Below are 25,133 nucleotides of genomic sequence, written 5' to 3'. Positions count from 1 at the left end.
AGCAGATTGCCGGTATCAATGCTGCGGCTCCACCTGGGGCAGGAACTCGATGCCCGTCCTCTTCACCAGCTCCTGGTAGCTGATCGGCGGGCCCGCCCTTTCGTCCTCGCGGTTCGCCTGCCAGTGCACCCATGCGCGCTGGGTGCTGGCGTCGTACACCAGCTTGAACAGGTAAGCGGGCACGCGCACCTGGTTGGCCCCGATGGCGGGGCTGCCGGCCGTGAAGACCGGGCCGGTGATGACGTACACATCGCCGCGTGCCCGCAGCACGTAGCGCCGCGTGTCCTGCTCGATGCGGGCCCAGGGGCCGCCATTCTGCTTGGGATCCTGCGGAACCATGTTGGCCAGCGAGAAGCTCTGCGCCATGGCCGTGGGGGTGGACATGTCCGCCGCCGGGGCCATGTGCCCGCGGCTGTAGCCCGAGCGTTTGTAGTCGTCGAGTTCGGCGCGCTCGCCGCGGGGCAGGCGGGCATCGGCAAAGAACTTGTTGGAGCGCTTCTCGTCGGCGCCTTCCAGCACTTGGCGGTTCAGGCGCTGGGCCACGTAGACGGGCGTGCGGGTCTCGCCGCTGTGCAGCACGGCAAAGGCCTCGTAGCACAGTTCGCGCTGCAGGGCGCGGCGCGGCACCGGCGGCGGCTTGCCGCCCACGAAGAACTGCGGGCACTGCACGAAGCCCGTGGGCTGCGTGCTGCGCAGGCCGGCGATGCGGTCAAGAAAAGTGGAGGGAGTGCGGGCGAAAGAGGGAGCGGCGGCGCCGAGGACCAGCGCCAGGGCCGTGGCCCCACGCGCGGCGCGGGGCCAGGAAAAAAGCAGATTCAAAACAGGGTGTGAAAGCAGCGAAAGGGCGCTGATTGGACCGCCCCTGTGGGCCTGTTTTGGCCTTACGGGCTGCAGTGCTGCAAGGTTTTTCTGCTGCTTGCAGTGCTTACGTTTGGAGGCTGGAAATCGACCCCGTCACAGCTCTTTCGCGTAGACGATGAACCCATGGTGTTTGGCCACCTTGTCGTACAGCACGCGACCTGCCGCATTGGTCTCCTGCGTCTGCCAGTACACGCGCGACGAGCCGGCCGCACGGGCCTGCTCGTACACGGCTTCGATCAGCATGCGACCGACGCCCCGGCCGCGCACGGCCTCGCGGGTGAACAGGTCGCTGAGGTAGCAGACCGGCTCGATACGGGTCATGCTGCGGTGGAACAGGTAGTGGGTCAGGCCCAGCAGCGCGCCGGTGCCTTCCTCCTGCGCCACCAGGCAGTGCACCGGCTCGGAGGGGTCCAGGAAGCGCTGCCAGGTGCTCTCGGTGATGTGCTCGGGCAGGGCGGTGGCGCCAAAGCGCCCGTAGAAGGCGTTGTAGCCGTCCCAGAGCGGGCGCCAGGCGGCGTAGTCCTCTTTTGCGACAGGGCGGACGGTCACTGAAGCGGCCATGCTGGAACTCCTCTGCGAACGGAAGGTGGCTTATCGGTTGAGCACGCGCCCGGGGTTCATGATGCCCTGCGGGTCCAGCGCCTGCTTGACGGCGCGCATCATCGACAGGGCCACGGGCGATTGGTACTTTTCGAGCTTGTCGGCCTTGAGTTCGCCAATGCCGTGCTCGGCCGAGAAGGAGCCGCTGAACTCGGCCACCGCGTCGTACACCAGCTGGTGCACATGCTCCTCGTGGTCGCGCAGGAAGGCCTTGGGGTCGCCTTCAACAGGCGCCTGCACGTTGTAGTGCAGGTTGCCGTCGCCCAGGTGGCCGAAGTTGACCAGGCGCACGCCCGGGATCTCGCGCTGCAGCACCGCGTCGGTGTGCGCGACGAAGGCGGGGATGCGCGAGATCTGGATGGAGATGTCGTGCTTGATGTTCAGGCCCTCCTCGGCCTGCGCGAGCGGAATGTTCTCGCGGATGTGCCAGAGCTGGCTGGCCTGGGTGAGGTTCTCGGCCACGACGGCATCGGTCACGCAGCCCATCTCGAACGCGGTCTCCAGCAGCGCTTCAAACCGCGCGCGGGCATGTTCTTCGGATTCGCTGTCGGAGTTTTCGAGCAGCACGCACCAGGGAGCGTTTTCGTCGCCGAGGAAGGGCACGCGCAGCTGCGGCATGTGTTTGCCCACCAGGCTCAGCGCGAACTGGCCCATCACTTCAAAGCCCGTGAGGCCAGCGCCCAGCTGCTTGTGCGCCAGGCCCAGCAGGGCCACGGCGTGTTCCATCGACGGCACGGCGGCCCAGGCCGTGAGGCGGGCGGCGGGCTCGGGGTAGAGCTTGAGCGTGGCGGCGGTGATGATGCCCAGCGTGCCTTCGCTGCCGATGAACAGGTCGCGCAGGTCGTAGCCCGTGTTGTCCTTGCGCAGGCCCTTGAGGCCGTCCCACACCTCGCCCTGGGCGGTGACCACCTCGAGGCCCAGGCACAGGTCGCGCGCATTGCCGTAGCGCACCACCTGCGTTCCGCCCGCATTGGTGCCCAGGTTGCCGCCGATGGTGCAGCTGCCCTCGGCCGCCAGCGAGAGGGGGAACAGCACACCCGCATTGCGCGCCACGTCCTGCAGGTTCTGCAGGATGCAGCCGGCCTCCACCGTCATGGTGAGGTTGTCGGTGTCGATGCTGCGCACCGCGTTCATGCGCGTGAGGCTCAGCACGATCTGCGTGCCGGAATCATCGGGTGTCGAGCCCACGGCCAGGCCGGTGTTGCCGCCCTGCGGCACGATGGTGGTTCCCGCCGCCGCGCAGGCCGCGACCACGGTGGCCACCTCCTGCGTGGTGGCGGGGCGCACCACGGCCAGGGCCTTGCCGCGCACGCGGCGGCGCCAGTCCTGTTCCCAGGCGGTGAGGTCGCCCTCGGTGATCACGTGGGCAGGGCCGACGAGGGTGCGCAAGGTGTCGAGCAAGGTGGTCATGGACAAGCGTCTTCTTCAGTTCGAGGGAGGGGGATGGCGCGCGGGGCGGCTGGCATCAAGAGGCCGGCGTGGCCGCGGCGGCTGCCGCCGCCTTCGCGTTGCGCTGGCGCAGCCGCACGTGCAGTGTGCAGGCCACGAACAGGGCCAGGCACAGCGCGACCTCGGCCCAGGCCAGCCATTGCGATGGCGGCCTGTCGCTCCAGCCGCGCACCACGCCTTCGGTGAAGTACAGCCAGATCACCAGGCTGACCCAGCGGTAGGTGTACATGCGGTTCTTGAGGATGCCCGCCAGCGGGATGCACAACGGCAGCGCCTTGAGCGCGAGCCAGGTCCCGCCGGGCCGCAGGGGCGCCAGCACCAGTTCCCAGGCCAGGCACAGGACGATGAGCGCCAGCAGGCTGCCGGTGGCCAGCCAGCGTGTGGCACGGACGCCGCTGTCGGCGGGGCTGGAAGGGAGGGCGGGGGCTCTGGGGGATGCGGTCATTGGGGTGGCATCATATCGGCCATGCCTTTTTCCTTACAGACAGTAGCGTCGCGCTTCGAGGCGCTGATCACGGAACTGTCGCACTTTCCCTGGAAAACCACCGCGCTGACCCTGCGTGAACGCTTTCGCGAGGACCATCTGGGACTCACCGCCAGCAGCCTGACCTTCACCACCATCCTCGCGCTGGTGCCGTTTTTTGCCGTCGCCCTGGCCGTGTTCACGGCATTCCCCATCTTTGGAAAGCTGCAGGACGTGTTGCAGCGCTGGCTGGTGGACAGCCTGGTACCCGACAGCATCTCCCGCCAGGTGCTGGGCTACCTCACCCAGTTCGCGGCCAAGGCCAGCGGCCTGGGCGTGGCGGGTTTCAGCATCCTGCTGGCCACGGCGCTGGCGCTGATCCTCACGATCGACCGCACGCTCAACGACATCTGGCGCGTGCAGCGCCTGCGGCCGCTGGGGCAGCGGGTGCTGATCTACTGGGCGGCCATAACGCTGGGCCCGCTGCTCATGGGGGCGAGCCTGGCGCTCACCTCGTATGTCATGTCGGCGTCCGGCGGGCTGGTCAAGCGCCTGCCCGACGGCGTGCAGCTGCTGTTCGATTCGATCCAGTTCCTCGTGCTGGCGGCGGGCATGGCGTCGCTGTACCACTATGTGCCCAACACCCCGGTGAAGTGGCGCCACGCGTGGACCGGCGGGCTCTTCGTGGCCGTGTGCATGGAGCTGGCCAAGAAGGTGCTGGCGCTGTACCTGGGCAACGTGCCCACCTATTCGGTGGTGTACGGCGCGTTCGCCACGCTGCCCATCCTGCTCATCTGGATCTACGTGGCCTGGGTCATCGTGCTGCTGGGGGCGGTGGTCACGGCCTACCTGCCCAGCCTTCTCGCGGGGGTGGCGCGGCGTGGAACCGTGGCGGGCTGGACGTTCCAGCTGGCCGTGGAGGTGCTGCAGGAGCTGCACCGGGCCCGCTTCCACGCCATGAAGGGGCTGCGGCCGAGCCAGCTGGCGCAGCGGCTGCGCGTGGACATGCTGCAGCTGGAGCCGGTGCTGGAGGCGCTGACGGCCCTGGACTGGGTGGGGCAGGTGAGCGATGCGGCGATGAGCGTGTCGGACGTGCCCGAGTCCCGGTACGTGCTGCTGATCGACCCGCAGAACACGCCGCTGGAGCCCCTGGTGCACAAGCTCCTGCTGGAACGCTCCACGAGCCTGGAGCCCCTGTGGGCGCGCGCGGGGCTGGGCGGCCTGCATGTGCGCGACGTGCTGCAGGCAGAGTAGGCCGTGGCTGGCCAGGCGGTCCGCTCCATTGGTTTGCTATTATTTTTATAGCTATCCGCGCATTGCAGTGAAGCGCCGTGGCCTGTTGGAGCCAGAAATCACAGGGATACCTTCCCCGTCCAGATGTCCTTGTACATCACCCAGTCGCCCATGAAGCTGTACAGGGGCCGCTTGAAGCTGGCCGGCTTGTTCTTCTCGAAGCCGAAGTGCCCCACCCACGCGAAACCGTAGCCGCAGAGCAGGCCGTACAGCAGGTACTGCGGCTTGCCCGTGGCGATGAGCATCGCCAGGCACACCAGCGTCAATGTCGAGCCGGCGAAGTGCAGTCTGCGGCAGGTGCGGTTGCTGTGCTCGCTCAGGTAGAAGGGGTAAAACTCCGCGAAGCTCTTGAAGGCGCGCGGATCGGTCGTGGGGGCGGCGCTGAGGTCCATCGTTGTCTCCTGGTTGTTTTCAAGCGCTTTATACGCCCAAGCCCGTCCCCATGGCGTGCCGGGTTTGACAGGCGCCGCCGCGTGGTATTTAATTAATTGACTAATCGATCTATTAATAACCGTGCGAGGTGTGCGATGCGGACCGTGAACCCCGAGCGCCACCAGGCGCGGCGGCAGCAGATCCTGGAGGCCGCGGTGGCCTGCTTCATGCGCAAGGGGTTCCATGCCACGCGCACGGCGGAGATCTGCGCCGAGGCGGGCATGAGCCCCGGCAACCTGTTCCATTACTTCCCGACCAAGGAGGCCATCGTTGCCGCCATCGTCGAGGAAGACCAGCGCGAGACCGCCGGGCGCTATGCCGCGGCGGCCCGCGCCCGGAACCTCTACCAGGCGCTCCAGGACATCGTGGAGGAGAGCATCGCCCAGCTGGCCGACCCCGTGTACCTGCGCATCGGCGTGGAGGTGCTGGCCGAAGCGGTGCGCAACCCGCTGGTGTTTGCGAGCGTGGCCGGCAGCGAGGCGGGCCGCAAGGCGGCCCTGGTGCATCTGCTCGGCGCGGCCGTGGAGCGCGGGCAGGCCCGCCTCGCCCTGCCGCCGGCGCAGGCGGCGGACTGGATCCTGCTGCTGCTGGACGGCGCCTTTGGCCGGGCCATGGTGGAAGAGCGCTTCGACGCCGTTGCCTGCCGCACGCTGGTGCTGGGCGCGCTCGCGGCGGTGGTGGTGCCGGCCGCATGACGCGCGTGGCTTGCCCCGCCATGGACACCAACCGCTCGCCCCCGGACGGCAACCCGGCCCAGCCCGCCGGGGCGGCGGACCGCGAACATGCCATCGACGCGCTGCGGGGATTTGCCCTGCTGGGCATCGCCATGGTCAACGCGGGCAGCTTTGCGTCCACCTACTTCGGGGTGGGCGTGTCCGACCCGGCCTTCTCGCGGCCCGTGGACCATGCCGTGCGCTGGTTCGTGGCGCTGGTCTTCGAGACCAAGTTCTATCTGCTTTTCTCGCTGCTGTTCGGCTACAGCTTTGCGCTGCAGATGGACTCGGCCCAGCGCTCGGGCGGCGCGTTCGTGCCGCGTTTCCTGCGGCGCCTTCTGGGGCTGGGGCTGCTGGGGCTGGCACATGCCTGGCTGCTGTTCGCGGGGGACATCCTGGTGACCTATGCGCTCCTGGGCCTCGTGCTGCTGGCGCTGGGCCGGCTGCGCCCCGTGGCCGCCGTGGCGCTGGCCCTGGGGTTGCTGGGCATCACGGCCTGGGGCTGGGGGGCGATCGCCTGGCTGGTGGCGCTGGCCCCGCCGCTGGACCTGCCCGTGGCCGAACTGCACGCCAAGGCGCAGCAGGCCGCGCAGGCCTACCGCGCCAGCGTGCAAGAGGCGATCGCGCAGCGGGGCCGCGACATGGCCGATGGCGTGTGGTTCGTGCTGGTGTTCGTGCAGGGGCCCTGCGCGCTGGCCATGTTTTTGCTGGGGCTGGCGGCTCGGCGCTCGGGCTACCTGGCCAGGGTGGCGCGGCAGCCGGCCCGGCTGCGCCGATGGATGGCGTGCTGCCTGCCCGTGGGCGCGGCGGGGGCCTGGTTCTACGCGTCCGTGCAGCCCGGGGCCAGCAGCGTCACCCACCCCGAGCACCTGGGGCTGGCCGCGTTGGCGGTCGATCTGGCCACGGCGCCATTCCTTACCTTCGGGTACGTCGCGGCGCTGCTCTGGCTGCTGCAAAGCGGCCCCGCCGGCCGCCGGCTGGGCGCGGTGCTGGAACCGGCGGGGCGCATGGCGCTGTCGAACTACCTGCTGCAGTCGCTGGTGGGGGCGCTGGTGTTCACGGCCTACGGCTGGGCGCTGGTGGGCCAGGTGGCGCCGCTCCTGGTGGGGCTGGGCGTGCTCGTACTGTACGGTGCCCAGCTGGCGCTGAGCCGGCACTGGATGGCCGCCCACGCCTATGGCCCGGTGGAGTGGCTGCTGCGCGCCGTCACGCTCTGGCAGCGGCCGGCATGGCGCCGCCGCGCGCGCTGACGGCGAGAGCGCGCACGGTGGACGCGGGGACGCGGGCCGGCCGCGCCCTGCCGTGCTGGTTCAGCGGGCCAGGAAGTCCCGCAGCGCGAACAGCGTTTCTTCCGGCGCTTCGGTCATCTGGTTGTGGCCCACCGGCAGGGGCGCGACCTGCACTGTCCTGCCCGCCGTGCGCGCGGCGTTGACCAGGCCCTGTGCGGCCTTGGGCGCGGTCATCTGGTCCTGCGCACCCAGTGCAAACAGCACGGGGCAGGTGAGCTGGGCCATGGCCGCTTCGCCGCCGCCATAGCTGTCGCAGGCGACGAAACCCCGGTGAAACACGTTGACGGCGGGGTTGCTGCGCAGCACCTTGCGCCCGAGCGCCATGCCGGCGCCAAACACCCAGGTGCCGGGGCCCAGGGCCGAAGGGGGCGCCGCCAGCGTGCTGCGAGAAAACACGTTGACCATGCGCATGGCCTTCTCGGGATCGCTTTGCGAGGCCTCGATGAGCGCGGGCGACACCTTCATGGGAAACGCCGTGCCCACCAGCACCAGATGGCTGATGCGGTCCTTGAGCCGCGCGGCCGCCTCCATGGCGATGAGCGAACCCCAGCTGTGCCCCACCAGCGCCGCCCTCTGCACGCCGGCCGCGTCCAGCAGCGCGCCAATGAAGTCGGCGCCCTGCTCCACCGAGGCGGGCGCGTCGCCGCCGCTTCTGCAGTGGCCGGGCAGGTCGATGGCCAGCACGTTCCAGCCGTGGTTGGCCATGTAGCGGCTTTGCAGGGCCCAGACACTGTGGTCGTTCAGCACGCCATGGATGAAGACCACGGTGGGCTTGGATGCATCGAAGGCCTTGCCCCCGGTGTAGCAGTAGACGGGGCTCTCGTTGACTTGAAGTTGCATGGCGTGTTCCTGTGTTCGCTCTCTTGTGTGGATTGTCTCGGTGGAAAAGGGGCATGGGGCTGGCGCCTACCCAGGTGCCTGTCCGGTCGGGGCCATCGCGCGGTGCGTGTCCAGCGCCTCCAGCCAGCGCAGCGCGGCATCGCGAACGCGGTCGCTCGGGTCGTGCGCCGCCGTGGCTTGCGCCAGGGAGCGCAGGTGGGCCGCATCCTGCTTCCAGTAGCCCAGGCCCAGCACGGCCAGGAAGCGCACGGTTTCCTCGGCATCGCCCGTGGCGGCGCGCGCCAGCGCGGGCACGATGCGCGGAGCCCGTTCGCTGCCCAGGGCGCGGTCTCCCAGTGCCATGGCAGCGTGCTGGCGCACGAGCAGCGTGGGCGAGCCCAGGCCGCGCAGGGCTTCGTCCACGTCCGCCGGGCCCAGCGTGCAGGTGCCGCGCCCCGGAGCCAGCTTGCCCTGCAGGGCCAGCTGGAGGGCCGGATGCTGCAGGACGGCGTGTTCCAGGGGGGCATAGTCCAGCGGGCGGGGCTGAAGGCACCGGTCCCGAAAGGGCCCCAGCGGCGCGGCCAGGCCGCTGGCGACCAGGTCGTCCGCCAGCGTGCCCACCTGCGACAGCAGCCACCGCCCATCCCCCAGCTGCCCCAGCGCGCAGGCGCACCCGAGCCGGCCCGCGCGGCCAAGGTGGGCCCGGCTGCCGCGTGGGACCGGCCGCAGCAGGTGGTGGCGCAGGGCGTCCAGCACCTCGGGGCTGGCGGATCCGATGTCGCCCAGGAGCCTGGCCGCGATGGACTGCGTGTCCGCGCGCTCCAGCAGCGCCAGCAAGGCGGGCACCGCGACGGGGCCGAGCCGCCGCAGCGCGTGTTCGGTGTCCTGCGTGGCATGGTCCACGGCTTGTTGGCGGCCCAGGCCCAGCTCGGGCGCGGCTTCATTGCGCAGGCATGCCAGGTGATAGCGCAGTTGCTGGTCCGGGGGCAGCGCTTCCACGCGCAGCGCCTCCGCGATGGCGGCCGCATGGCCGGGAAGCAGGGCGGCGAAGGCATCGTCTCCCAGGCAGCGCCGGGCCCACTGCACGCCCTCGTCGCTGTCCTCATGCAGCAGCACGGCGAAGTCCGGCGTGAGCCGGTCCGACCAGGGCGAGGCCCGCAGCGCGGTGCGCAGGCGCCGGCATGCGCGCACCAGGGCCTCCAGGCATTGCTGCTCGGTGCGCCGCCAGTGCGCCACGTCGCCGCGGCAGGCATGTGCCTGCAGCTCCTGCTGCATCCGGGCCAGGGCTGGGCTGTCGGCCGGCAGGTCAGGCCAGCGCCAGTCCGCCGGATTCCAGCGCAGGCTGTACAGCGTGCCGCCCCCGCCGTCATCGCCGCCACCCTTGGCCTGGGCGTAGGCCTGTTCGCTGTTCAGCGCGATCGCGGGCAGGAAGAGGGGGCCATCAAGCTCGCGGCCCATGCCGGCCAGGGCGACCGCATAGAAGCGGTGCTCCGGGTGCCGGGCAAGCACGGCGCTGGCCACCGCGAGCGCGGCGTCAAGGAAGGCCTGCTCGAAGGCGTCCCAGGAAAACACGGGCTGTGGGGCTGCGGCTTGCATCGGCGTGGCTGGCGTGGTCGGGCCCAGGCCTTCAGGCGGCCTTCTCTGCGGCCTTGAGGGCGCGCTTCAAATCGTCGATCAGGTCGTCGGCATCCTCCAGCCCGATGGACAGGCGGATCGTGCCCTGCGTGATGCCGGCACCCGCCAGGGCCTCGTCGCTCATCCGGAAATGCGTGGTGCTGGCCGGGTGGATCACCAGGCTGCGGCAGTCGCCCACGTTGGCCAGGTGGCTGAAGACCTTGAGGGTTTCGATGAACTTTTTGCCCTGTTCGCGGTTGCCCTTGAGGTCGAAGCTGAACACCGAGCCCGCGCCGCGCGGCAGCAGCTTTTGCGCCAGCGCGTGGCTGGGGTGGGATGCGAGCATGGGGTGGCCCACGCGTGACACGAAGGGCTGAGCGGCCAGAAATTCGACCACCTTTTCGGTGTTGCGCATGTGCTGCTGCATGCGCAGTGGCAGGGTCTCGATGCCCTGCAGGATGAGCCAGGCCGTGTGCGGGCTCATGCAGGCGCCGAAGTCGCGCAGGCCCTCGCGGCGCGCGCGCAGCAGGAAGGCGCCCACGGTGCTCTCTTCGGCGAACACCATGTTGTGAAAGCCGTCGTAGGGCCGGGTCAGCTCGGCGAACTTGCCGGCGGATCTGGGGCCGTCCCAGTCGAAGCTGCCGCCATCGACCACGACGCCACCCACCACGGTGCCGTGGCCCGAGAGGAACTTGGTGGCCGAGTGGTAGACCAGATCGGCGCCATGCTCGAACGGCCTGATGAGCCAGGGCGAGGTCAGGGTGGAGTCCATCAGCAGAGGCACACCGGCCTCGTGCGCAATCGCGCTCACGGTGGGGATGTCCAGCACGTCCAGGCCCGGGTTGCCCACCGTCTCGCCAAAGAACAGCTTGGTGTTGGGCCGCACGGCGGCGCGCCAGGCGTCGATGTCGCCGGGCTTGACGAAGGTGGTCTCGATGCCGAAGCGCGAGAGCGTGTAGTGCAGCAGGTTCTGCGAGCCGCCATACAGCGCGGTGCTGGCCACGATGTGGCTGCCGGCACCCATCAGCGTGGCCACGGCCAGGTGCAGCGCGGCCTGGCCGCTGGCGGTGGCAATGGCGCCGACGCCGCCTTCCAGCGCCGCCACGCGCTGCTCCAGCACGGCGTTGGTGGGGTTGCTGATGCGGCTGTACACGTGGCCGCCACGCTCCAGGTTGAACAGCGACGCGGCATGGTCGCTCGACTCGAAGACGAAAGAGGTGGTCAGGTGGATGGGCACCGCGCGCGCGCCGGTGGCGGGGTCGGGGCTTGCACCCGCGTGCAGGGCCAGCGTGTCAAAGCCGGGGTCGGAGTAGCCGGGCATCTGTGTGTCTCCCATGTTGTCAATTCAGCCGGGCATTGTGGGCTATATTTGGTGCGAAACAGCCTCTAGCGCCTGCCGCGCTCTTCCCGCCCTCTTGGAGACCCAGAAACCATGAAAGTCAGCGACATCCTCCGCGTCAAAGGGAACACCCTCTACACCGTCACGCCGGACGAGCCGCTGGCGGGCGCCGTGGATGTGATGGCCGACAGGGACATCGGCTCGCTGGTGGTGATGGAGCTGGGCGATCTGGTGGGCATGCTCACGTTTCGCGAAGTGATCCAGGCCGTGGTGAGGAATGGCGGCAGCGTGGGCACCCTGCAGGTTCGCTCGGCCATGGACGATGCACCCCTGACCTGCACGCTCGAAACCGACATGGACGAGGTGCGCCGCATGATGCTGGACCGCCATGCGCGCTACATGCCGGTGATGGACCGCAAGATGCTCATGGGCGTGATCAGCTTCTACGACGTGGCCAAGGCCGTGGTGGACAGCCAGAACTTCGAGAACAAGATGCTCAAGGCCTACATCCGCGACTGGCCGGAAGACGACGCCCGCGGCGGCTGACCACGGCCGCGCCCTGGCGGCGCTCAGCGCGGGCGCGCTGCCTGCGCGCAGAGCCAGGCCTCCAGTTCGTCCGGTGGCAGCGGCTTGCCAAACAGATAGCCCTGCATGACGGGACAACCATGCGCCTGCAGCCACTGCTGCTGGCCCGTGGTTTCCACCCCTTCGGCCACCACCACCATGCCCAGGCTGTGGGCGATGCTGAGCACCGATACCGTGAGGGCCCGCGCGGTGGGGCTGGTGGTGAGGTCCTGCACGAAGGCCATGTCGAGCTTGAGCTCTGAAATGGGAAGGCGGTGCAGGTAGCTCAGGCTGGAATAGCCGGTGCCGAAATCGTCCAGCGACAGCCGGAATCCCTTGCCGTGCAGCGCCTCGATGTTGGCCAGCGTGACGGGCCGCGCGTCCATCATGACGCTCTCGGTGATTTCCAGAAGCACGTCGTCCGCGCGCAGCCCGTGGCGCCGCAGCGCATCGCACACCTGCTGCGCAAGGTCTGCCTGGTGGAAGCTGCGCCCTGACAGGTTGACCGCCACGCAGGGCACGTGGTGGCCCGCCGCGCGCCATGCCGATAGCTGCGCACAGGCCTCGTCCAGCAGCCACAGGGTCAGCTCGTGAATCAGGCCGGACTCTTCGGCCACGGGGATGAACCGGCTGGGCGGCACCATGCCCCATTCGGGGTGCTGCCACCGCGCGAGGGCTTCCACGCCGTGCAGTGTGCCGGGCGCTTCGCCGAGCACCTGGGGCTGGTAGTGCAGCGTCAGGCGGCGTTCGGCCAGGGCCTGGCGCAATGCGCGCTCCAGCGCTGCACGTTCCTGCGCGCGCCGGTTCATCTCCGCGCTGAACAATTGCAGGCTGTGCCGGTGATCGCTCTTGGCCTGTGCCATCGCCTGGTCGGCATGGCGCAGCAGCGTCTCGATGGCGTCGCCGTCGTCGGGAAACATCGCGATGCCGATGCTGGCGTGGCAGACATGGGCCTGTCCATGGATGTCCATGGGCCGGGATATTTCCTCCAGCATGCGGTGCGCCGCCTGCACCGCTTCCTCGGTGGCGCACTCGGACAGCAGCAGCACGAATTCGTCGCCCGCCAGCCGGCCGATCAGGTCCCGCGCTCGCAGGCACTGCGTCAGCCGCCTGGCCACTTCGCACAACAGCGCGTCGCCCGCGGCATGCCCCTGCGTGTCGTTCACCTGCTTGAAGCGGTCCAGATCGATGAACAGCAGCGCGCCGGGGCGGCCGTCCTGCCGCAGGCCGGCCAGCGTGCGCCCGGCGCTGCTGAGGAACATCGCGCGGTTGGGCAGGCCCGTGAGCCCGTCAAAAAAGGCGAGGCGGTGAATGCGCTGCTGCGTGGCATTGCGCTCGATGGCCAGCGCGCACAGGTGCAGGCATACACCCACCAGCCGGTAGTGCAGCGCATCCGGGCCGCGCGGCTCGCGAAAGTAGAAGGCAAAGGTGCCCACCACCTTGCCCGTGTGGTCGCAGATCGGGCTGGACCAGCAGGCGCGCACGCCGCTGGGTGCGAACAGCGCGCGGTAGTCGTCCCACAAGGGGTCGGTGGCGATGTCGTTGACCGCCACGGGGATGCCCCTGAAGGCCGCGGTGCCGCACGACCCCGCACGGGGGCCGATGGGCAGGCCGTCGAGCGCCTGGCAGATGGCGGGAGGAAGCCCCGGTGCCGCCAGGGGGCGCAGCAGGCCTTGCTCATCCACGGCCAGGATGGAGGCGGTGACTTCGGGGGCGATGCGCTCCACTTCGTGGCAGACGAGGGCCATCAGATCGGCCAGGGGCAGTTCATTGACCATGCCCTCGAGCACCCGCTTTTGCAGCACCTCGTGCATCTTGGTGAGCGTGATGTCCGTCAGCACGGTGATGCTGCCGCCCGGCCCGCCCGAGGCCTCGTCCGATGCATTGATCATCATCGACACCCAGCGCGGCGCGCCGGCCCGGCTGTACAGCAGGGTCTCGGTGTGGAAACTGCCCTCGGTGTGCATGCCGCTGCGGATGTCGGCGAGCAGCCCCGGGTCGGAGTGCGGGCCCAGCAGCACATCGCTCAGGTGCCGCCCGAGCACCTCCTGGGGCCTGAAGCCGAACAGGCGGGTGAAGCCCTCGTTGATGTACACGACGAGCCTGGCGCTGTTGCTCATCACGATGGCGTTGTCGCTGGCATCCAGGGCCCTGCGCAGCGGGGCGTCTGCCAGGAGGCCTGTCGGTGGGCGGTCCAAAGGGGAGGGGGAGCCTGGAAGGTGCGGAGCTGAAACGGGCATGGTTGTCCCAAAGATCGTCCACCCATGCTAGCAAGCGCATCCCGCGATGCCAAGCAGGTTGGTGGCGCGTGGTATCCGCACCGCACGGAGGGCCCGCCTTCGGGCTCCTGGCGCACGGCACGGGCCATCACCCCGGGGGCAAGGCGCGGCCGTGCGGCCGCTCTGGGATAATCCCGCGCCATGAGCGGCAATACTTTCGGATCCCTATTCGCAGTCACCAACTTTGGTGAATCCCACGGCCCGGCCATTGGCTGCGTGATCGACGGCTGTCCGCCCGGCATGGCGCTCGCCGAGGCCGACATCCAGGCCGACCTGGACCGGCGCCGCCCCGGCACCAGCCGCCACGTCACCCAGCGCAACGAGCCCGATGCGGTGGAGATCCTGTCGGGCGTGTACGAAGGCAAGACCACCGGCACGCCGATTGCGCTGCTGATCCGCAACACCGACCAGCGCAGCAAGGACTACAGCAACATCGCCGAGAGCTTTCGCCCCGGCCATGCCGACTACACCTACTGGCACAAGTACGGCATCCGCGACCCGCGCGGCGGAGGCCGGTCTTCCGCCCGCCTGACGGCGCCCACGGTGGCCGCTGGCGCCGTGGCCAAGAAGTGGCTTGCGCAGCGGTACGGCGTGCAGTTCCGCGCCTGCATGACACAGCTGGGCGACCTGTCCATCCCGTTCGAGAGCTGGGACCACGTGCGCAGCAATCCCTTCTTCGCCCCCGTGGCCGACGTGCAGCAGTACGAAGATTACATGGACGCCCTGCGCAAGGCCGGTGATTCCTGCGGTGCCCGCATCCGCGTGCAGGCCACCGGCGTGCCCGTGGGGCTGGGCGAGCCGCTGTACGACAAGCTCGATGCCGACATCGCCCACGCCATGATGGGCCTGAACGCGGTGAAGGGCGTGGAGATCGGCGCGGGCTTTGCCAGCGTGGCCCACCGGGGCACGATGCATGGCGATTCGATGACGCCCCAGGGCTTTCGCACGAACAACGCGGGCGGCGTGCTGGGCGGCATCAGCACCGGGCAGGACCTGGAGGTGAGCATCGCGATCAAGCCCACCAGCTCCATCATCAGCCCGCGCGAATCGATCGATGTGCACGGCAAGAGCACCGAGGTCGTCACCAAGGGCCGCCACGACCCCTGCGTGGGCATCCGCGCTGCGCCCATCGCCGAGGCGCTGCTGGCGCTGGTCGTCATGGACCATGCCCTGCGCCACCGCGCGCAGTGTGGCGATGTGGTGCCGCCGGTGCCGCCCATCCAGGCATCGTTTCTGTAGGAATCGGCATGGCAGAGCGCACCGGGCCCGGCCCGGGCGCTTCGCCGCCGTAGTTTGCGGGGCGTGCAGGGATGCGCGCCCTTTTTACTGGACTGGACAAGGCACTCTCCATGCGCAGGTTGTTGGCACAGGCATTCCGTAGTTCAGGATGGGCGCGCGGCGGCGCGGTGCTCGCGGCGGCGGGCGTCCTCGGGGGCCTGCTGGCGGGTTGTGGCACGGCCACGCGATGGGCCGGCGATCCGGCACCCGCGCACATCGACATCACGCTCATCGGCTTCAACGACCTGCATGGCAACATGGAACCGCCCCGCATGGCGCATGCCGTCCCAAGCCCCGCAGGGCCGGTGGCGGTGCCTGCGGGCGGGATGGCGTACTTCGCGAGCGCCATCGCAGCCCTCAAGGCGCGGGGGCCGCACCACGCGGTCGTGTCCGCCGGCGACATGGTCGGTGCGTCGCCGCTGGTGTCCTCGCTATTCCTGGACGAGCCCACCATCGAGGCCGTCAACGAGATGCAGATCGACTTCAACGCGGTGGGCAACCATGAGTTCGACCGCGGCTGGCGCGAGCTGCTGCGCCTGCAGCAGGGAGGTTGCGAGAAGTTCACGGCGCGCCAGCCCTGCCAGATCAGCCAGCCATTCAAGGGCGCCCGCTTTGGCTTCCTGGCCGCGAACACGGTGCGCGTCGAGGACGGGCGGACACTGCTGCCCGCGACGGGGCTCAAGCGCTTCACGCAGGGTGGCACCACGGTGACGCTGGGCGTCATCGGGCTCACGCTCCAGGCCACGCCCACCATGGTGAGCCCCTCGGGCGTGGCCGGGCTGCGCTTCGAGGACGAGGCGGCCACGGCCAATGCCCTGATTCCCCAGCTCAAGGCGCAGGGCGCCGACGTGATCGCGGTCGTCATCCATGAAGGCGGCAGCACCACGGCCGGGGTGCAGGAGACCAGCTGCGCGGGCCTCTCCGGCGACATCGTCCCCATCCTGGAGCGCCTGGACCCCGCGGTGGACGTGGTGGTCTCCGGCCACACGCACCAGGCCTACGTGTGCGACTACGCCCGTGTGAATCCCGCCAGGCCCTTCCTCCTGACCAGTGCAGGCCAGTATGGGACGCTGCTCACCGACATCCAGCTGCGTGTGGACACCCGCACGCGCCGCGTGGTGCGCAAGACGGCGCGCAACGTCATCGTGCAGGGAGAGGCCTTCACCGGCAGCCAGGGACACGTGCCCATGACCTCGGCCGTGCCTTCCTTCCCGGCCGATCCGGCGGTGCAAAAGATCGTCGACACCTACCGCGCGGCGGCCATACCGCTGGCGCAGCGCCCGGTGGGGCAGGCTGTGTCGGCCCTGCGCCGCGTGCTGACGCCCTCGCTGGAGAGCGCCCTGGGCAACCTGGTCGCCGATGCGCAGCTCCACGCCACGCGCGCGCCGGAGCAGGGCGGGGCGCAGCTGTCCTTCATGAACCCGGGGGGGCTGCGTGCCGACCTGGTGCCGGATGCGCAGGGCCTGGTGCGCTACGGGCAGCTGTTTGCCGTGCAGCCCTTTGGCAACCAGCTGGTCGTCAAGACCTTCACGGGTGCGCAGATCAGGGCGGTGCTGGAGCAGCAGTTCGCCAGCGGCAGCAACACCGTGCAGCGGCCCCGCGTGCTGTCGGTCTCATCGGGCTTTGCCTACCAGTTCGACCTGTCCCGGCCGGCGGGCGAGCGCGTCAGCCAGATGGTGCTGCAGGGTGCTGCGCTGCGCGACGACATGCAGGTGCGCGTGGTGATGAGCAGCTACCTCGACAGCGGCGGAGACAACTTCACCGTGCTGACCGAAGGGCGCGACCGCCTGGTGGGCGGGCTGGACCTGGACGCGCTGGAGGCCTACTTCCGCATGCAGAGTCCGGTGGCCGTGCCTGCTACCAACCGCATCACGTCCGTCGCGCGCGCCGCGCGTTGAGCGGCGGCGGCTATTCCTTGCCCGGGCGCAGTGCCGCCAGCCAGCGCAGCGGGTTGAAGCCCGTGACCAGGCCGGTGGCCACCAGCACGAGCGCGCCGCCCCAGAGCATGCCGGGGCCCAGGGCCTCGCCCAGGAACACATGCCCCCAGGCCACCCCGAACAGCGGGATCATGAACGCGGAACTCATCGCCGCCACCGGGGATACCTGGGCGAGCACGCGCAGGTTGAGCCAGTAGGCCAGGCCCGAGGTGGCGATGCCCATGACCGCCACCGCCGCCACGGCCCCGGGGGTGAAGCGGGCTTCGGGCAGGCTCCATGCGGCGCCCGGCAGCAGCAGCACCAGCGCGGCGGCGTGGATGCCCGCGGCGATCGACAAGGGTGACATGCGCGTGGTGGCCCGCTTCATCCAGGTGGTGGAGACCCCGTAGCAGGCCGACGCGATGATGCAGGCCAGTGCCGCGACCAGCAGGGACGGCGTGGGCTCCACCGGGCCGAGCTGCACGATCAGGGCCACGCCCGCGAAGCCACACAGGCAGCCCAGCCACTTGCGCTGGCTCAGCGTGTCCTCCTTCATCCACGCGGCCGCGAGCACGCTGAAGGGAACGGCCATCGTGTTGAGCAATGAGCTGTAGCCCGCCGGCAGGTGCAAGGCGGCCCAGGCATACAGCAGGAACGGCACCGCCACGGTGAGCGTGCCCAGCCCGAACAGCTCGCGCCAGTGGCGCCACGGCCAGGGCTCGCCGGCCGCCCGCATGATGGCGACCAGGGTCAGCGTGCCCAGCCCGATGCGCAGGGCGGCCATCACGTTGGGCCCCAGCAGCGGGCTTGCGATGCGGATGAAGAGAAACGAAGCGCCCCAGAGGGCCGACAGCAGCACCAGCTGCAGGAAGTGGCGGGTTTTCACCGCAGGCATTGTCGGGCAGCCGCGGTGTTTCTGTGCACCAGGGGGTGTTTTGCCCATGAAAATAGCCGCTGGCGCTTTTGCTTCAAGCGCCGATAGCTATATTTTTGATAGCGTATCGCCAAGGTGGCCGCTGGGCCTGGCTGGCTGGCGGCGGGTGCGTGGGCAGCCCAGCCCGGCAACAAACGGGCCGTGGGCGCCGCGGCGGCTATTTGCGCACTTCGTCCACCATCGCGCGGAAGTCGTCGATGTCCTCGAAACTGCGGTACACGCTGGCAAAGCGGATGTAGGCCACCTTGTCGAGCTTCTTGAGCTCGCGCATGACCAGCTCGCCGATGCGGCTGGAGATCACTTCGCGCTGGCCGAGGTTGAGCAGCTTTTCCTCGATGCGCTCGATGGCGCTGTCGATCTGGTCCGTGCTGACCGGGCGCTTGCGCAGCGCCAGATTGAAGGAAGCGAGCAGCTTGGCGCGTTCGTACTCGATGCGCCGGCCATCCTTCTTCACGATGGCCGGGAAGCTCACTTCCGGCCGTTCGTAGGTGGTAAAGCGCTTGTCGCACGCGCCGCACTGGCGGCGGCGGCGGATGAACACCCCATCTTCAGACACCCGCGTTTCGACGACTTGCGTTTCCAGGTTGCTGCAGAAGGGGCACTTCATGGCGGCTGCTGACCGGTGAAGTTAACGGTAGACCGGGAAGCGGGCCGTCAGCGCATTGACCTTGGCACGCACCGCCGCGATGTTGGCCTCGTCGCGGGGGTTGTCCAGCACATCGGCGATCAGGTTGGCCGTGATGCGGGCTTCTTCTTCCTTGAAGCCGCGCGTGGTCATGGCGGGGGTGCCAATGCGCACGCCGCTGGTCACCATCGGCTTTTCAGGGTCGTTGGGGATCGCGTTCTTGTTGATGGTCATGTGGGCGGCGCCCAGCACAGCCTCGGCTTCCTTGCCCGTGATGCCCTTGGCACGCAGGTCCACCAGCATCACGTGGCTTTGCGTGCCGCCGGAGACGATGCGCAGGCCGCGCGCGGTCAGCGTCTCGGCCACCACCTTGGCGTTCTTGGCCACCTGCTCCTGGTAGGCCTTGAACTCGGGCTGCAGCGCTTCCTTGAAGGCCACGGCCTTGGCAGCGATCACGTGCATCAGCGGGCCGCCTTGCAGGCCGGGGAAGATGGCGCTGTTGATGGCCTTCTCGTGCTCGGCCTTCATCAGGATGATGCCGCCACGGGGGCCGCGCAGGCTCTTGTGCGTGGTGCTGGTGACCACGTCGGCATGCGGCACCGGGTTGGGGTACACACCCGCGGCGATCAGGCCGGCGTAGTGGGCCATGTCCACCATGAAGATCGCGCCCACGTCCTTGGCCACCTTGGCAAAGCGTGCGAAGTCGATGTGCAGGCTGTAGGCCGAGGCACCGGCGATGATGAGCTTGGGGCGGGTTTCGTGCGCCTTCTTCTCCATGGCGTCGTAGTCCAGAGCTTCGTTGGCATCGAGGCCGTAGGAGACCACGTTGAACCACTTGCCCGACATGTTGAGCGGCATGCCGTGCGTGAGGTGGCCGCCTTCGGCCAGGCTCATGCCCATGATGGTGTCGCCGGGCTTGAGGAACGCGAGGAACACGGCCTCGTTGGCGGATGCGCCGCAGTGGGGCTGCACGTTGGCGGCCTCGGCACCGAAGATCTGCTTGACGCGGTCGATGGCCAGCTGCTCGGCCACGTCCACATGCTCGCAGCCACCGTAGTAGCGCTTGCCGGGATAGCCTTCGGCGTACTTGTTGGTCAGCTGCGTGCCCTGCGCCCACATCACCGCGGGGGAGGCGTAGTTCTCGCTGGCGATCAGCTCGATGTGGTGCTCTTGCCGGGCGTTTTCAGCCTGGATGGCGGCAAAGAGTTCGGGGTCGGTTTGTTCGACAAGAATATTGCGGTCGTACATGATTGGCAGTCCTATGAACTTGTGTCCCTTGAAACAAGGGCTGCCCAGGCGAACGGCGGAACGCAGAAGGATGAGCCCCGTGCGGCACGCTTCCCAGTGGTTCACAAGGGGCAAGCCCTTGCTGGTTTCCACGTCAGCGGCAGCACCCTGTGTGCGGGATGCCGCGCCTATCGCCAGTCGCGTACCCCGCTAGTGTAGCTGACGTGGCATGCGCAACCTGTGTCGCATCGCGCGAAGTGCCGTGCGCCCCGGGGTCATGGCGCCCCGGCCGGCGGCACAGGATCGGCTCAGAGCCCCGTCAGCAGGGCCACCTTGTCGGCCGCCACCGCCGCTGGCGTCGCGGGCGGCGCAGACACCGGGATGATCTGGGCGGGTGCCTGGGTGGACAGCGTGGGCGGTGGCGCGGTGGGCATGGAGCGGCCACCGGCCACCTGACGCAGGCGGAAATGCTCGGCCATCACCTTGGCGGCATAACCGCCGTCGTCGGCCAGGTTGCCGGCGCCCACGTAAAAGCGCAGCCCGCCTTCCACGGAACCCGCGCGCGAAATGCATTCCTGCAGGACCTTCACGCCCACGCGCAGGTTGCTCACGGGATCGAAGGCCGCAAAGTGCCCCCCGAAGTTCTGGTACTTGTCGGTATGCACGTTGGTCATCACCTGCATCAGCCCCTGGGCGCCCACCGCGCTTTGCGCAAACGGGTTGAAGCTCGACTCGATGGCCATGATGGCCAGGATCAGCGTGGGATCGATCTTGGACTTCGCGCCAATTTCATAGGCCTCTGCCACCAGCACGCTCAGCGGTTCGGGGGCAACGCGGTACTTCTTGCTGAGCCAGAACGCGACGGCGGCCTGCTCCTTGGGCAGGTCCTTGGGATTGCCCGCCGTGGCGCGCTCGCTGGCCTCCGGCTCGATGGGCATGCCAAGCACTTCCACCTGGCGGGCCTGCAGCCAGTTCATCAATTGCGCTTCGCCTGCCTGGCGCAGGTCCGGGCGGGCCGTGAGGGTGATCACGACAAAGGCCACAGCCAGGCCGATGAGGGCGAAGCTGTTGTGGGTGATTTCAAGAAAACCTTCGGTCACGTCGGCCACGAAGGTCCGCACGCCGGAGACTATTTTTCCTGACGCTGTCATAGCTCTTCCTTTCTGAAGCGCCGCACTGAGCCTGGGCAGTCATCGGTGACTGTCCCGTCTCAGCGGGTCGCCTGGATTGGTACGCCATCAAGTGGGCCGCACATCTCTGGGGTGCTTTGGGCCTGGTTTGACTTAGCCGGGTTCGGCAGCGGGTTGGGGTTTTTACTAGCCTGTTTTTGGGGCTGGCGGATTCTAGGAGGTCACTAAATGCTTAGTCAATACTAATGAATTAAATCATTAGACTAATAAGTTATAAAAAACATGTAAAAAATCACAGTTTTTGGGGTGCCGGCGGACGTTTGGGGCCTGTGGCCTCAGGCGGGTTGTTACAAGCTCATGTCAAATTCAATCGGTGGACTTTTCGCCATTGAGAATCCAGTTTGAACTGCGGCAACTACTTTGGTAAGGTTCAGTTGCCTGTTGATTTCAGGCATCGCCAGACGAAACCAAGTCTCCCTCCAAAGGCATTCAGTGCCCTGGTGCAGCAGATGAGGATTCCAAGGCACCCCCTGGAGGCAATACCTTGCCTCCTCGCAGTGTGGACCTTCATCTCCGCATTTGCGACCGATGGCAAAGACCGTTGTGTCAGCCGTCAAGCCCGGCAGGCAGGCCTTGAGGCACTGTCCGCCGGGCTTTCTTGTTTGTGCTGGCGGGCTGTCTGGGCTAGCGGCGCTTATATATAGATAATGGGGGCTGTTCCCTAGAGCGGCGACAGTTCGCCCGGAGTCGCGGGCGATGCCCCTTGCGGGGGTCGCAGCATGTCAGCCCGTCTGGCAAAGCCTTGTGCCAGATCACCCTCGGGGTTTGGCGCAGCGCCATGCTGCGGTCTGTTGGCCGAACCCGGTGAAAATAGTCTCCTTGTTGCCTTGGCGCGCGTGCAGTGCGGTTGCCAGGGCGGGCCTCCAGGCAATGCGCCTGGGGGAGCCTTTGTTATCCATTGGATCCATGTTTCCATTTTTTTCCCGCAGCAAAATGTCCGACGCACCTGAAGTGAATCCGGCCCCGGCCAAAACCCATGAGCCGCATCCGCTTGATGCGTTGACCGGCGGCGCCTTTTCTGCCGCCACCTCTGGTGAGCGCGCCTCCCGCATCCGCGACTGGCTGGCCACGCAGCCTGCCCCGGAGCAGTTGCAGGAGGTCTTCAAGGAGTTGAGCGGACGTGACAAGGGCGCAGCCCGCGCGGTGCGCGAGCGCCTTGACGAAATCCGCCGCGCCAAGGGGCAGGAGGCCATCGCCGCCGAGTGGGCGGAAAAGGCACAGGCCCTTCTTGCGGCCCCCAAGCTCAATATCGCCGATGCCATGGCCTGGCAGCGCGATGCGGCCAAGGCCGGTGCGCCGCTGTCGCGCGAGCCGTTGTCGCTGCTCAAGGTGCAGGTCGCGGACCGTGTGAAAGTGATCGAAGACCTGCAGCATCGCGTGCAGGTGCAGCGGGAGGCCGCCGTGCTGCTGGCCCAGCGCATTGAAGTGCTTTCCACCAAGCCCTGGCGCGATGCGCAGGCGGCGCTTGAACTCCTGCGTGCCGATGTGGCCCGCTGGCAGGAGCAGGCACAGGAACTCACCAGCGATGCCAGCTGGGCGAGCGTGGAAGCGCGCTTTCCTGCGTTGCTCGATGCGTCGCGCACCCAGTTGCTGGTGGTGTGGGAGGCTTTCCAGCCCGCCGTGGCCCAGGCCGTGGCGGCCGCGGCCGATGCCAGCGCTGCACTGCCGCCCGTGCCCGTATGGGCCGACGAGCTGCGCGCCGCGCGCGGCCTGCCCACGGAGGCCGCTGCTGCGGCGGCCGCGGCCAAGCCCGCGCGTGCGGCCAAGCCCAAGGCGGCTCCTGAAGTGATCGAGAAGGCCGCGCAAAGCGTGCGCGAAGCCCTGGCCGTCCTCGAAAAGGAAACCGCCGAAGGCCATGGCAAGGCGAGCGCGGGTGCTGCAGCCGCGCTGCGCGCCGTGCTCAAGGTGCATGGAAAGCACATCGACAATGCCCTGGAGCAGCAGGTGCACGCGGCCCTGGTGGCGGCTGGCGAGCTGGAGGGCTGGCAGCGCTGGAGTGCCGACCAGGTGCGCGAGGACCTGGTGGCCAAGGCCGAGGCCTTGCTCAACCGTCCTGAAGGCCAGGCCCTGGGTGGCCGCAAGATGCAGGAAATCCTGCGCAACCTGCGCGACCAATGGAAGCAGGCGGACCAGGGGGGCGCACCCAACCATGCGCTGTGGAAAAAATTCGATGAAGCCTGCAACGCGGCCCACAAGGTGGTCGAGGCCTGGCTGGACAAGATCCGCACGGAGGCTGCCGAGCACAAGGCGCAGCGCCTGGCACTGATCGAGGAGCTCAAGGCATGGTCGCAAGCGCACGCGGCGTCGGGTGACTGGAAGGCCATCAACCGCGCGCTCCACCAGTTTGGCGACCGCTGGCGCGAAGGTGGTCATGTGGGCGAGAAGATCTTTGCCGAGCTGCAGCCCTTGTGGAAGCAGGCCATCGCCTCGGCGGCGGCCCCGCTGGAAGCAGCCCAGAAGGAGAGCCTGGCGCGTCGCCACGCCATGATCGACGAAGCCACCGCATTGGGGGCTGCGCCCGCGCTGCGCATCGATGCGGTCAAGGCGCTCCAGCAGCGCTGGCAGGCCGAGGCGCAGACGGTGCCGCTGGACCGCAAGCACGAGCAAAAGCTGTGGGATGCGTTCCGCAAGCCCATCGACGAGGCTTTCAACCGCAAGTCCGCAGACCGTGAGCGCGCAGTCACCGAATTGAGCGCCCGCGACCGCGTGGTGCTGGAGGCCTCCAAGTCCCTGGAAGCCGCCAATGCGACGGGGGATGCGCAGCAGATCCGCTCTGCCATGCAGGCGCTGGAGGCCGCGCTGCGCGGTCAGGCGCAGGCCGCGCAGGCCGTGGCCTCGGCGCAGAAGGACGAGCAGAGCCAGTCCACCGTGGCGGCTGAATCCGCTTCGGAAGCTTCGGCGGATCCGGTGGCCGAGGGTGTGGAGGCGGAGCCGGTGGCACCCAAGCCCGTGGCGCGGCCCGTGGTGGCCGTGCGCGGTGACGACCGGCCCGGCATGAAGAAGGATGCGCCTGCTGCGCCGGGCCGTGGTGCGCGCCCCGGCGACCGCCGGGATGGCCGCCCTGGCGACCGTGATGCCGGCCGTGGCGGCCCGCGTCCAGACGGCCGTTTTGGCGACCGCAATGACCGGGGTGGCCGTTTCGGCGACCGTCCTGCGCAGGAAGACCGGGGCCCGCGCCTGGGAGACACCGCTTTCCGCGCGCAGCGCGAAGCCATGGAGCATGCCCAGCTGGCCCTGAAAAAACTGGCGGCGCAAGCCCACGGCGAGGCACTGACGCAATTGCTGACCGCGTGGGAAAAGCGCGACGCGGGCCTGGTGCCCAGCACGCAGGATCTCGGAGCGGGTGTGACGGCATCGGTGCGCAACGCCTGGGCGCAGGCCCTGTCGGCGGCGCCGAAGGGCGATGCCTCGGAAGCGCTGCTGCGCCTGGAGATGGCCGCAGAGGCGCCCACGCCCGCGGAGCACATCGCCGCCCGGCGCATGCTGCAGCTGCAACTGCTCACGCGCCGCAACGATCCCGCGCCAGCGCAGACCTGGGGGCAGGACGCGGCCCGCGTGCTGGCCAGCGCCAGCGACGCGGCCAATGCGCGCCGCCTTCAGAACGCGCTCAAGGCACTGCTGCGCAAGTAAGAGGGCCAAAGAAGCGATGGCTGGCGGGTTGCCGGTGCACATCCGGCCTTTCGGGGCGGCCGATGAGGCTGCCGCGGTGGCGCTGTGGCACGACTGCGGGCTCGTCCGCCCCTGGAACGATCCTCACAAGGACATCGCCCGCAAGCTTCTGGTGCAGCCAGAACTTTTTCTGGTGGCGGTGGTGCCGGCGCGAGACGGCATGGCGGAACGGCTCGTGGGCACCGCCATGGCGGGCTATGACGGCCACCGGGGCTCCGTGTACTACCTCGCGGTGGCACCGGGGCATCAGCGGCTGGCGCTGGGGCGCCGTCTCATGGCGGAGGTGGAGCTGCACTTGCTGCGGCTCGGGTGTCCCAAGGTCAATGTGCTGGTGCGTACCAGCAATGCCCGGGTCCTGCATTTCTACGATGCCCTCGGCTATGCGCGCGACGAGGCGTTTTCACTGGGAAAGCGGTTGATACCTGATCTTTGAGCAGGGCCGGGGAGGGCTTGTCCGGAGCGTGGACTGCGCAGGGCATTGATGGCCACGAAGAGCCGCCCGTTGCCCGCCTGTCGAGGGCGGGGCAGGAATAAAAAAAGCCGTTGCGGTTGCAACGGCTTTTTTATTGTTTGGTGCCC

21 protein-coding genes and 1 riboswitch are annotated in these 25,133 nt (G+C 68.5%); of the genes, 8 read left to right on the top strand and 13 right to left on the bottom strand.

Features of this window, described 5'->3' with window-relative positions; all coding sequences use genetic code 11:
• Positions 1 to 15 precede the first annotated feature (15 nt).
• The 4 genes from AC1RVY_RS19500 to AC1RVY_RS19485 all read right to left on the bottom strand — a co-directional run bounded on the left by AC1RVY_RS19500 (position 16) and on the right by AC1RVY_RS19485 (position 3,355).
• Positions 16 to 771 carry a DNA/RNA non-specific endonuclease gene (locus tag AC1RVY_RS19500; RefSeq protein WP_492807835.1) on the bottom strand — a complete coding sequence of 252 codons (756 nt, stop codon included), beginning with the start codon at positions 769 to 771 and terminating at the stop codon, positions 16 to 18.
• Positions 772 to 954: 183 nt separating this feature from the next.
• Positions 955 to 1,422 (bottom strand): GNAT family N-acetyltransferase, encoded by a 468-nt coding sequence (locus AC1RVY_RS19495; RefSeq protein WP_369642809.1) that lies wholly within the window; start codon positions 1,420 to 1,422, stop codon positions 955 to 957.
• Between the two features lie 30 nt (positions 1,423 to 1,452).
• Positions 1,453 to 2,871 carry an FAD-binding oxidoreductase gene (locus AC1RVY_RS19490; RefSeq protein WP_492807774.1) on the bottom strand — a complete coding sequence of 473 codons (1,419 nt, stop codon included), beginning with the start codon at positions 2,869 to 2,871 and terminating at the stop codon, positions 1,453 to 1,455.
• A 55-nt stretch (positions 2,872 to 2,926) separates the two neighbouring features.
• Positions 2,927 to 3,355: a DUF2069 domain-containing protein gene (locus tag AC1RVY_RS19485; protein WP_218297728.1), complete on the bottom strand. Its 429-nt coding sequence runs from the start codon at positions 3,353 to 3,355 to the stop codon at positions 2,927 to 2,929.
• 21 nt (positions 3,356 to 3,376) lie between these two features.
• On the opposite strand from AC1RVY_RS19485, the gene AC1RVY_RS19480 reads away from it, so the two are divergent.
• Positions 3,377 to 4,627: a YihY family inner membrane protein gene (locus tag AC1RVY_RS19480; protein WP_218297727.1), complete on the top strand. Its 1,251-nt coding sequence runs from the start codon at positions 3,377 to 3,379 to the stop codon at positions 4,625 to 4,627.
• A gap of 98 nt (positions 4,628 to 4,725) precedes the next feature.
• On the opposite strand, the gene AC1RVY_RS19475 is transcribed toward AC1RVY_RS19480, so the two are convergent.
• Positions 4,726 to 5,058, bottom strand: a complete 333-nt coding sequence (locus AC1RVY_RS19475; protein ID WP_218297726.1) for an Mpo1-like protein — start codon at positions 5,056 to 5,058, stop codon at positions 4,726 to 4,728.
• A 135-nt stretch (positions 5,059 to 5,193) separates the two neighbouring features.
• Here AC1RVY_RS19475 and AC1RVY_RS19470 point away from each other — a divergent pair, with 135 nt between their 5' ends.
• Positions 5,194 to 5,793: a TetR/AcrR family transcriptional regulator gene (locus AC1RVY_RS19470; protein WP_492253509.1), complete on the top strand. Its 600-nt coding sequence runs from the start codon at positions 5,194 to 5,196 to the stop codon at positions 5,791 to 5,793.
• Between the two features lie 20 nt (positions 5,794 to 5,813).
• Complete coding sequence (locus AC1RVY_RS19465) at positions 5,814 to 7,061, top strand: DUF418 domain-containing protein (RefSeq protein WP_492253508.1); 1,248 nt, start codon at positions 5,814 to 5,816, stop codon at positions 7,059 to 7,061.
• A 60-nt stretch (positions 7,062 to 7,121) separates the two neighbouring features.
• Here the strand turns inward: AC1RVY_RS19465 and AC1RVY_RS19460 are convergent, their stop codons facing one another.
• The 3 genes from AC1RVY_RS19460 to AC1RVY_RS19450 all read right to left on the bottom strand — a co-directional run bounded on the left by AC1RVY_RS19460 (position 7,122) and on the right by AC1RVY_RS19450 (position 10,854).
• Positions 7,122 to 7,940, bottom strand: coding sequence for an alpha/beta fold hydrolase (locus AC1RVY_RS19460; protein ID WP_369642806.1), 819 nt, complete (start codon positions 7,938 to 7,940; stop codon positions 7,122 to 7,124).
• 66 nt (positions 7,941 to 8,006) lie between these two features.
• Complete coding sequence (locus AC1RVY_RS19455) at positions 8,007 to 9,515, bottom strand: DUF4303 domain-containing protein (protein ID WP_492807772.1); 1,509 nt, start codon at positions 9,513 to 9,515, stop codon at positions 8,007 to 8,009.
• A 31-nt stretch (positions 9,516 to 9,546) separates the two neighbouring features.
• Positions 9,547 to 10,854: an O-acetylhomoserine aminocarboxypropyltransferase gene (locus AC1RVY_RS19450; RefSeq protein WP_492807833.1), complete on the bottom strand. Its 1,308-nt coding sequence runs from the start codon at positions 10,852 to 10,854 to the stop codon at positions 9,547 to 9,549.
• A 111-nt stretch (positions 10,855 to 10,965) separates the two neighbouring features.
• Here AC1RVY_RS19450 and AC1RVY_RS19445 point away from each other — a divergent pair, with 111 nt between their 5' ends.
• The gene (locus AC1RVY_RS19445) at positions 10,966 to 11,418 is read left to right on the top strand and encodes a CBS domain-containing protein (RefSeq protein ID WP_218297720.1); all 453 of its coding nucleotides are present in this window, start codon (positions 10,966 to 10,968) and stop codon (positions 11,416 to 11,418) included.
• Positions 11,419 to 11,441: 23 nt separating this feature from the next.
• Here AC1RVY_RS19445 and AC1RVY_RS19440 read toward each other — a convergent pair whose 3' ends face one another.
• Positions 11,442 to 13,634, bottom strand: coding sequence for a sensor domain-containing protein (locus AC1RVY_RS19440; RefSeq protein WP_492807770.1), 2,193 nt, complete (start codon positions 13,632 to 13,634; stop codon positions 11,442 to 11,444).
• Between the two features lie 222 nt (positions 13,635 to 13,856).
• Here AC1RVY_RS19440 and aroC point away from each other — a divergent pair, with 222 nt between their 5' ends.
• Both aroC and AC1RVY_RS19430 read left to right on the top strand, forming a co-directional pair.
• Positions 13,857 to 14,954: a chorismate synthase gene (gene aroC / locus AC1RVY_RS19435; protein WP_218297718.1), complete on the top strand. Its 1,098-nt coding sequence runs from the start codon at positions 13,857 to 13,859 to the stop codon at positions 14,952 to 14,954.
• A 110-nt stretch (positions 14,955 to 15,064) separates the two neighbouring features.
• Positions 15,065 to 16,891 (top strand): bifunctional metallophosphatase/5'-nucleotidase, encoded by a 1,827-nt coding sequence (locus AC1RVY_RS19430; protein ID WP_492807768.1) that lies wholly within the window; start codon positions 15,065 to 15,067, stop codon positions 16,889 to 16,891.
• Positions 16,892 to 16,901: 10 nt separating this feature from the next.
• On the opposite strand, the gene AC1RVY_RS19425 is transcribed toward AC1RVY_RS19430, so the two are convergent.
• The 4 genes from AC1RVY_RS19425 to AC1RVY_RS19410 form a co-directional block, all read right to left on the bottom strand.
• Complete coding sequence (locus AC1RVY_RS19425; RefSeq protein WP_218341573.1) at positions 16,902 to 17,804, bottom strand: DMT family transporter; 903 nt, start codon at positions 17,802 to 17,804, stop codon at positions 16,902 to 16,904.
• Between the two features lie 196 nt (positions 17,805 to 18,000).
• Complete coding sequence (nrdR, locus tag AC1RVY_RS19420) at positions 18,001 to 18,450, bottom strand: transcriptional regulator NrdR (protein WP_218297715.1); 450 nt, start codon at positions 18,448 to 18,450, stop codon at positions 18,001 to 18,003.
• A 21-nt stretch (positions 18,451 to 18,471) separates the two neighbouring features.
• Positions 18,472 to 19,716 carry a serine hydroxymethyltransferase gene (gene glyA / locus AC1RVY_RS19415; protein ID WP_218297714.1) on the bottom strand — a complete coding sequence of 415 codons (1,245 nt, stop codon included), beginning with the start codon at positions 19,714 to 19,716 and terminating at the stop codon, positions 18,472 to 18,474.
• 35 nt (positions 19,717 to 19,751) lie between these two features.
• Positions 19,752 to 19,907: riboswitch (ZMP/ZTP riboswitch) on the bottom strand.
• A gap of 96 nt (positions 19,908 to 20,003) precedes the next feature.
• Positions 20,004 to 20,846 carry a lytic transglycosylase domain-containing protein gene (locus AC1RVY_RS19410; protein ID WP_218297713.1) on the bottom strand — a complete coding sequence of 281 codons (843 nt, stop codon included), beginning with the start codon at positions 20,844 to 20,846 and terminating at the stop codon, positions 20,004 to 20,006.
• A 945-nt stretch (positions 20,847 to 21,791) separates the two neighbouring features.
• On the opposite strand from AC1RVY_RS19410, the gene AC1RVY_RS19405 reads away from it, so the two are divergent.
• Both AC1RVY_RS19405 and AC1RVY_RS19400 read left to right on the top strand, forming a co-directional pair.
• Complete coding sequence (locus AC1RVY_RS19405; RefSeq protein ID WP_492807765.1) at positions 21,792 to 24,515, top strand: DUF349 domain-containing protein; 2,724 nt, start codon at positions 21,792 to 21,794, stop codon at positions 24,513 to 24,515.
• A 34-nt stretch (positions 24,516 to 24,549) separates the two neighbouring features.
• Positions 24,550 to 24,987: a GNAT family acetyltransferase gene (locus AC1RVY_RS19400; RefSeq protein WP_492807831.1), complete on the top strand. Its 438-nt coding sequence runs from the start codon at positions 24,550 to 24,552 to the stop codon at positions 24,985 to 24,987.
• Positions 24,988 to 25,133: the final 146 nt, after the last annotated feature.

This window comes from Acidovorax sp. GW821-FHT11A03, assembly GCF_058809075.1.
The sequence above is the reverse complement of the archived record's forward strand: the minus strand, read 5'-3'. Positions and strand labels throughout refer to the sequence as shown.

What these genes read in the sequence shown, in the direction of transcription:
- AC1RVY_RS19430 (WP_492807768.1), top strand. Translation starts at nt 15,065, where the DNA reads ATGCGCAGGTTGTTGGCACAGGCATTCCGTAGTTCAGGATGGGCGCGC.
- AC1RVY_RS19495 (WP_369642809.1), bottom strand. Translation starts at nt 1,422, where the DNA reads ATGGCCGCTTCAGTGACCGTCCGCCCTGTCGCAAAAGAGGACTACGCC.
- AC1RVY_RS19470 (WP_492253509.1), top strand. Translation starts at nt 5,194, where the DNA reads ATGCGGACCGTGAACCCCGAGCGCCACCAGGCGCGGCGGCAGCAGATC.
- AC1RVY_RS19410 (WP_218297713.1), bottom strand. Translation starts at nt 20,846, where the DNA reads ATGACAGCGTCAGGAAAAATAGTCTCCGGCGTGCGGACCTTCGTGGCC.
- AC1RVY_RS19465 (WP_492253508.1), top strand. Translation starts at nt 5,814, where the DNA reads ATGGACACCAACCGCTCGCCCCCGGACGGCAACCCGGCCCAGCCCGCC.
- aroC (WP_218297718.1), top strand. Translation starts at nt 13,857, where the DNA reads ATGAGCGGCAATACTTTCGGATCCCTATTCGCAGTCACCAACTTTGGT.
- AC1RVY_RS19455 (WP_492807772.1), bottom strand. Translation starts at nt 9,515, where the DNA reads ATGCAAGCCGCAGCCCCACAGCCCGTGTTTTCCTGGGACGCCTTCGAG.
- AC1RVY_RS19480 (WP_218297727.1), top strand. Translation starts at nt 3,377, where the DNA reads ATGCCTTTTTCCTTACAGACAGTAGCGTCGCGCTTCGAGGCGCTGATC.
- AC1RVY_RS19445 (WP_218297720.1), top strand. Translation starts at nt 10,966, where the DNA reads ATGAAAGTCAGCGACATCCTCCGCGTCAAAGGGAACACCCTCTACACC.
- AC1RVY_RS19405 (WP_492807765.1), top strand. Translation starts at nt 21,792, where the DNA reads ATGTTTCCATTTTTTTCCCGCAGCAAAATGTCCGACGCACCTGAAGTG.
- AC1RVY_RS19450 (WP_492807833.1), bottom strand. Translation starts at nt 10,854, where the DNA reads ATGCCCGGCTACTCCGACCCCGGCTTTGACACGCTGGCCCTGCACGCG.
- glyA (WP_218297714.1), bottom strand. Translation starts at nt 19,716, where the DNA reads ATGTACGACCGCAATATTCTTGTCGAACAAACCGACCCCGAACTCTTT.
- AC1RVY_RS19425 (WP_218341573.1), bottom strand. Translation starts at nt 17,804, where the DNA reads ATGCCTGCGGTGAAAACCCGCCACTTCCTGCAGCTGGTGCTGCTGTCG.
- nrdR (WP_218297715.1), bottom strand. Translation starts at nt 18,450, where the DNA reads ATGAAGTGCCCCTTCTGCAGCAACCTGGAAACGCAAGTCGTCGAAACG.
- AC1RVY_RS19485 (WP_218297728.1), bottom strand. Translation starts at nt 3,355, where the DNA reads ATGACCGCATCCCCCAGAGCCCCCGCCCTCCCTTCCAGCCCCGCCGAC.
- AC1RVY_RS19460 (WP_369642806.1), bottom strand. Translation starts at nt 7,940, where the DNA reads ATGCAACTTCAAGTCAACGAGAGCCCCGTCTACTGCTACACCGGGGGC.
- AC1RVY_RS19475 (WP_218297726.1), bottom strand. Translation starts at nt 5,058, where the DNA reads ATGGACCTCAGCGCCGCCCCCACGACCGATCCGCGCGCCTTCAAGAGC.
- AC1RVY_RS19490 (WP_492807774.1), bottom strand. Translation starts at nt 2,871, where the DNA reads ATGACCACCTTGCTCGACACCTTGCGCACCCTCGTCGGCCCTGCCCAC.